Annotated in this window: 7 protein-coding genes; 6 read left to right on the top strand and 1 reads right to left on the bottom strand. The window is 60.3% G+C overall.

Translation table 11 applies throughout. The annotated features are described in order from the left end of the window. Nucleotides 1–620: 620 nt before the first annotated feature. From ACLNEE_RS16490 to ACLNEE_RS16470, 5 genes are all read left to right on the top strand, one after another. Complete coding sequence (locus ACLNEE_RS16490) at nucleotides 621–1,370, top strand: methyltransferase domain-containing protein (RefSeq protein WP_411424637.1); 750 nt, start codon at nucleotides 621–623, stop codon at nucleotides 1,368–1,370. 304 nt (nucleotides 1,371–1,674) lie between these two features. Beyond that, nucleotides 1,675–2,181 (top strand): transposase, encoded by a 507-nt coding sequence (locus ACLNEE_RS16485; protein ID WP_411424636.1) that lies wholly within the window; start codon nucleotides 1,675–1,677, stop codon nucleotides 2,179–2,181. Between the two features lie 85 nt (nucleotides 2,182–2,266). Next, on the top strand, nucleotides 2,267–3,064 hold the full coding sequence (locus ACLNEE_RS16480; protein ID WP_411424638.1) for a transposase: 798 nt from the start codon (nucleotides 2,267–2,269) through the stop codon (nucleotides 3,062–3,064). Next, entirely contained in the window at nucleotides 3,061–3,264 is a 204-nt protein-coding gene (locus ACLNEE_RS16475) for a hypothetical protein (protein WP_412007408.1), read from the top strand. Before ACLNEE_RS16480 ends, ACLNEE_RS16475 begins: the two co-directional genes overlap by 4 nt. Nucleotides 3,265–3,313: 49 nt before the next feature. After that, on the top strand, nucleotides 3,314–3,634 hold the full coding sequence (locus ACLNEE_RS16470; protein ID WP_411424634.1) for a PIN domain-containing protein: 321 nt from the start codon (nucleotides 3,314–3,316) through the stop codon (nucleotides 3,632–3,634). 129 nt (nucleotides 3,635–3,763) lie between these two features. Here the strand turns inward: ACLNEE_RS16470 and ACLNEE_RS16465 are convergent, their stop codons facing one another. Next, complete coding sequence (locus tag ACLNEE_RS16465; RefSeq protein WP_411424633.1) at nucleotides 3,764–4,252, bottom strand: transposase; 489 nt, start codon at nucleotides 4,250–4,252, stop codon at nucleotides 3,764–3,766. A 37-nt stretch (nucleotides 4,253–4,289) separates the two neighbouring features. Here ACLNEE_RS16465 and ACLNEE_RS16460 point away from each other — a divergent pair, with 37 nt between their 5' ends. Beyond that, nucleotides 4,290–4,682 carry a hypothetical protein gene (locus ACLNEE_RS16460; RefSeq protein ID WP_412007407.1) on the top strand — a complete coding sequence of 131 codons (393 nt, stop codon included), beginning with the start codon at nucleotides 4,290–4,292 and terminating at the stop codon, nucleotides 4,680–4,682. The last annotated feature ends 89 nt before the right edge of the window (nucleotides 4,683–4,771 follow it).

Here is a 4,771-nt window from a genome sequence, read left to right as displayed (position 1 = left end):
GTCACAGACCGGCCCACCCATTGCCCCGCAGGGAGTTTGAGGAGAAGACCGCCAGCACCGGCTACGCCGGTGCTGCTCCTCGGGATTTACACCACTTGGCGGGACGCCCCCAGGCCAGTGCCACTGGTTTTCGATCGCCCAGCGCTGTCGTAGCAGCCTGAGCAATGCTTTTGGGCTGGCGCGCAGGGTGGTGATGATATAATAGACGTGTTGAAACGGCTTGCCGCCACGGCGGCCTGTGCTCACCAGCTCGATGGTCCAGCTGGCGCCCACCCAGCGCTCTCGAATGGTGTCTGTGGCGTTGCGGGCTTGGAGAGTCCAGCGCACCCGGATCAAGCAAAATAGTGTAGATTTCTAGTGGTGATTGGTTCTCTGGCTTTGAACCATCTCATCCGTCGCCAAGACAGAGAGCGCAGATGGCACCCAAGCCACTTTGGTATTCGGGGTCAAGCCTCCAAAGATGTAACCGGCCATGACCCGATGGCCTCAAGACCAGTCTGGCAAGGGAATACTTGCCTAGCCGTGGGCGTTTCGGGCGCGAGGGCATACTCGTGTACTGGTTCGCTTGCTGACAGTGGGGGCAGAATTGATTTGAAAGGCATTTGAAGGAATTAACTCACATGTCAAGACACGATTCTATTTTCAAGGGTTTGGATTTAAAAACGTCTGCATTCGCTGAAATTGGAGCTTTGGCAAACCCTATCGCACCTCCGGGATCGGTATTTATTGATGCTTTTACTAAATACGAAAATATCAGATTAAAAGGCATTACCGATATTAATCTCATTAATAAGATGCCCGAAATTGGGTGTATTTGGGATGGCAGTAGTCGACTGGAACCCATTATGCCGATCAAATGCAATTGTATCATAGCTAGCCATGTCATTGAGCATATAGCAAACCCGATTAGATGGTTAAAGCATTTAAGTGAATGCCTTGCGACTGGAGGTTGGCTTAGCTTGGTGATACCGGACAAGCGATACTGTTTTGATCATTTTCGCCCTTTAACTTCTCCAGGAAACTTGATTGATGCATTCAATAATGCATATGCGAGGCCGACACTCGGGCAGGTTTTAGACATGAGGATTTATTGTCATAGATTCAATGGCGCAAACTCATGGAGCAGGCACTCGCAAATTTCAAGCAGGGATCTAGCTCCAGTCTTTGAAGGCGAATTCAAACAAGAACTGCTAAAAGACTTTAAGCGCAGACACGATCTCGGCGAGTATATTGATAGTCATTGCTGGTGCTTTACCGCAGAATCATTTGTATTCGCATTGGAGCAAATCAAAAGCATTGACTTGATCGACTTCGCCAAGCTGGAAGTTGATGAATTTGACAACGACTTCGTCGTTAGAGTCTATTGGTAACTTGATTACCCATAAGCCTCCGCGATCCTCAGATCCCTTTCCGTGCACGGGATGCAGCAGGTAACCGCGTTGGCAGGGCTGACTAAAAGTCAATTCATGCACTCCCCACAGCGCTGATTCCGACCCAGCCGAGCATTCGGCTGAAGTCGTTCGCCACGGCCATCAGACCAGAGCGGATTGAGCGAAACCCATTGCGGCGCAGCAGGTTGAGAGCCAATGACCTCAGCAGCCCCCTCTGCAAGGAAAGATGACGCCTCTCCAACCCGACCACTTCAGCCACCAGGGGGCCTGATGGAACCGATCGATGCGTCCTTACAGCGAGGCCGTCAAGGCTGATGTCCGCCGGCGGGTGAGCCCGCGTCACCGCCAGAGCGTGGCGGAGATCGCCCAGGAGCTGGGCATCCACGTGATCACCCTCTACAAGTGGAGGAAGGCCTGGCGGCTGCAGGGAGAGGTGGTGCCGGCCACCCAGAAGGAACCGGAGGGCAGGAGCGCTGCCGACAAGTTGGTGGTGGTGCTCGAGACCGCTGGCCTCAACGACACCGAGCTCGGCGCCTACTGCCGGGAGCGGGGTCTCTTCCCTGAGCAGCTGAGCCGCTGGCGTCAGGCAGCCACCGATGCCAACGCCGCGCCGTTGCTGTCGATGGCCGAACAGAAGGAGCTGGAGAGGCTCCGCGCCCAGGACCAGCGAGAGATCAAGGCCCTCAAGAAGAAGCTGCAGCGCAAGGAGAAGGCCCTGGCGGAGGCGGCAGCGCTGCTGGTGCTGCGAAAAAAGTGGGAGGCCTTCTGCTTGGAGGACGCGGAAGGCTGACGAGTGCCGCGCACCGGCAGAAGGCGATCGAGCTGATCGGTGAGGCCAAGCCAGCGGCGCCACCCTCAGCGCTGCATGCGGGGAGATCGGCATTTCCCTGCGCACCCTCAAGCGCTGGCGGCGTGCCTTCCTGGGTCATGGGGACGGTGGGGACCGGCGTAAAGGCAGCCCCCGCCATGTCGCTCACCGCCTGAGCGAGGAGGAACGCCGGCGGATCCTGCTCACCTGCAATCAGCCGGAGTACGCCTCGCTGCCCCCAGGACAGATCGTGCCAGCACTGGCCGATCAGGACCTGTTCATCGGCTCGGAGTCCAGTTTTTACAGGGTGTTGCACCAGGCGGGGCAGTGCCAACGGAGGGGGCGGGCACGGAGGCCTCAGGAGCCGCGGACGGTGCCGCGCTTGAGGGCGGATCGCCCCAATGCTGTGTGGTCGTGGGACATCACCTATCTGCTCACCACGGTGCGGGGGGTGTGGATCTATTTCTACCTGGTGATCGACGTCTGGAGCCGCAAGGTGGTGGCCTGGGACGTGGCCGAGCGGGAAGATGCCCAGGTTGCCGCCGAGCTCGTCAGCCGCACCTGTCTGAGGGAGTGGATCAGCAAAGGCCGCCACCAGCCATTGGTCCTCCATGCGGACAACGGCAATGCCATGCGTGCCGCCACGCTCGAGGCCAGGCTGGAGGAACTGGGGGTGCTGCGCTCGTTCTCCCGACCACGGGTTTCGAACGACAATCCCTACTCGGAATCCCTGTTCCGCACGGTCAAGTACAGTCCTGACTACCCAATTCGGCCGTTCACCAGCAAGGCAGAGGCCTGCGAATGGGTGATGTCGTTCGTGGAGTGGTACAACCCCAGCACCGTCACAGCGGCATCAAGTTCGTGACGCCGCACCAGCGCCACAGCGGCCATCCCGTCGAACTCTGCCGGCGGCGCGCCCATGTCTACGAGAAGGCCCGGCAGAATCATCCGCGTCGATGGAGCCGATCCACCCGCTGCTGGCGCCAGCCAGAGGTGGTGTGGATCAACAAGCCACCAGAACAGCCGGAGTCGGCTCTGGCGGTACCATTGATTCAGGTCGCCTGAATGGCAACCCAGGAGTGACACCTTTCCTGAAAGTCACCGCGCCGGCGGGATGTACCTCCCCGACGTGGTGCTGGTGGAAGTGGCCTGGGTTCTGCGCGGCTATGCACTGGACCACACCAGTCGTCACCAACTGCTCGAACGCCTGGTACGCACCCGCGGAGTTGTGGTGAAGGACATCGATGCGGTGATCGATGCGCTGGAGCACTTCCGGCAGGGCGGTGACCTGGCGGATCACCTGATCCTGGCCAGGGCCTCCAGGGCAGGAGCGCTGCCGGTGCTGAGCTTTGACCAGCGCTTCTCCGCCCGCGAGGGCGTGCAGTTGCTCAACAGCTCTCCACCCCTGGAATCCGGCCAGCAGGGCCGTCCCTGAGCCCTGCAGCTTGCGGACCAGCGCGAAGGCCTTCTCGGCGGGGATCAGCCGCAGCTTCCTGACGGGCTTGGTCGCGTCCCTTGGAGTGGTGTAAATCCCGAGGCCTGTGATCTGATCGGAGATTGGTGATCAGGCAGCCGCAGCGAGTGCAGCTGTTGGTTGATCTTGGGCCGGATCGCTGGTGTTGTCCAGCTTGGCCATCGACTGTTCAGAGAACACCCGGCGGCCATCAAGCTGCCATTCCTCCTGCTGCTCCAGCAGCAGGGCTCCCACCAAGCGGATGATCGCGGCGTCGTTGGGGAAGATGCCGACGACGCGGGTGCGGCGTTTGATCTCCTTGTTCAGCAGCTCCAGGGGGTTGGTGCTCCAGATCTTGCGCCAGTGCTCCGGCGGGAAAGCACGGAACGCGAGGACGTCTTCCTTGGCCTGCTCCATCAAGGCAGCGGCGGCGGGGAATTTTTCGCGGAGCATCGCGATCACCTGCTCCCACTGCTGCTCCACCGCCTGGGCCTCAGGCTGTGTCCGACGACAATCTGGTTGAGGGGGCGCGCCAAACAGGTTGACCGCTCCAGATGGGATCAGCTCAATCCGGTTGCCATGCGCAGGGCACCGGGCCATGCCTGCTCCCCTCACCGCTCAACAGATTGCTCTGTACATGTCCAAACGACGAGCCGGCAGCCGCCAGGAGGTGGCTGCCGCAGCGGCGGGCATCTCGGTGAGCAGTGCTCACCGGATCGAGTCAGGCCGCCTCCAACCCCAAGCTGCCAAGCCCCGCAGCAGGCGCCGACCAGACCCGTTGGCTGAGGTGTGGGAGCCTTTGCTGCTGCCGCTGCTGGAGCGGCATCCAGCCCTGACGCCCACCACCTTGCTGGAGCACCTGCAGGAGCAAAAGCCAGATCAGGACTGGAGTTCGCTGAAACGCACCCTGCAGCGGCGGGTGCAGCAGTGGAAGGCGCTGCATGGCCCGACGCCGGAGGTGATGTTTCCGCTGGCGTATCAGCCCGGAGAGATCGGCTTCTGCGACTTTGGCGTGGACCCCAGAAACTGAACCAGTCCTTATGAGAGCTTCCCGACCGGCCAGACTTGGCCAGGAGAAGCCCCATGAAACGCAAGCGTCACACCCCCGAGCAGATCATC

The sequence above is a fragment of the Aphanothece stagnina RSMan2012 genome, assembly GCF_046764815.1.
Taxonomy (GTDB): Bacteria; Cyanobacteriota; Cyanobacteriia; order PCC-6307; family Cyanobiaceae; genus NIES-981.
The sequence above is the reverse complement of the archived record's forward strand: the minus strand, read 5'-3'. Positions and strand labels throughout refer to the sequence as shown.

Bases quoted from the DNA above. Each gene is read 5' to 3' on its own strand.
- ACLNEE_RS16490 (WP_411424637.1), top strand. From the start codon at position 621: ATGTCAAGACACGATTCTATTTTCAAGGGTTTGGATTTAAAAACGTCT.
- ACLNEE_RS16485 (WP_411424636.1), top strand. From the start codon at position 1,675: ATGCGTCCTTACAGCGAGGCCGTCAAGGCTGATGTCCGCCGGCGGGTG.
- ACLNEE_RS16470 (WP_411424634.1), top strand. From the start codon at position 3,314: ATGTACCTCCCCGACGTGGTGCTGGTGGAAGTGGCCTGGGTTCTGCGC.
- ACLNEE_RS16465 (WP_411424633.1), bottom strand. From the start codon at position 4,252: ATGGCCCGGTGCCCTGCGCATGGCAACCGGATTGAGCTGATCCCATCT.
- ACLNEE_RS16460 (WP_412007407.1), top strand. From the start codon at position 4,290: ATGTCCAAACGACGAGCCGGCAGCCGCCAGGAGGTGGCTGCCGCAGCG.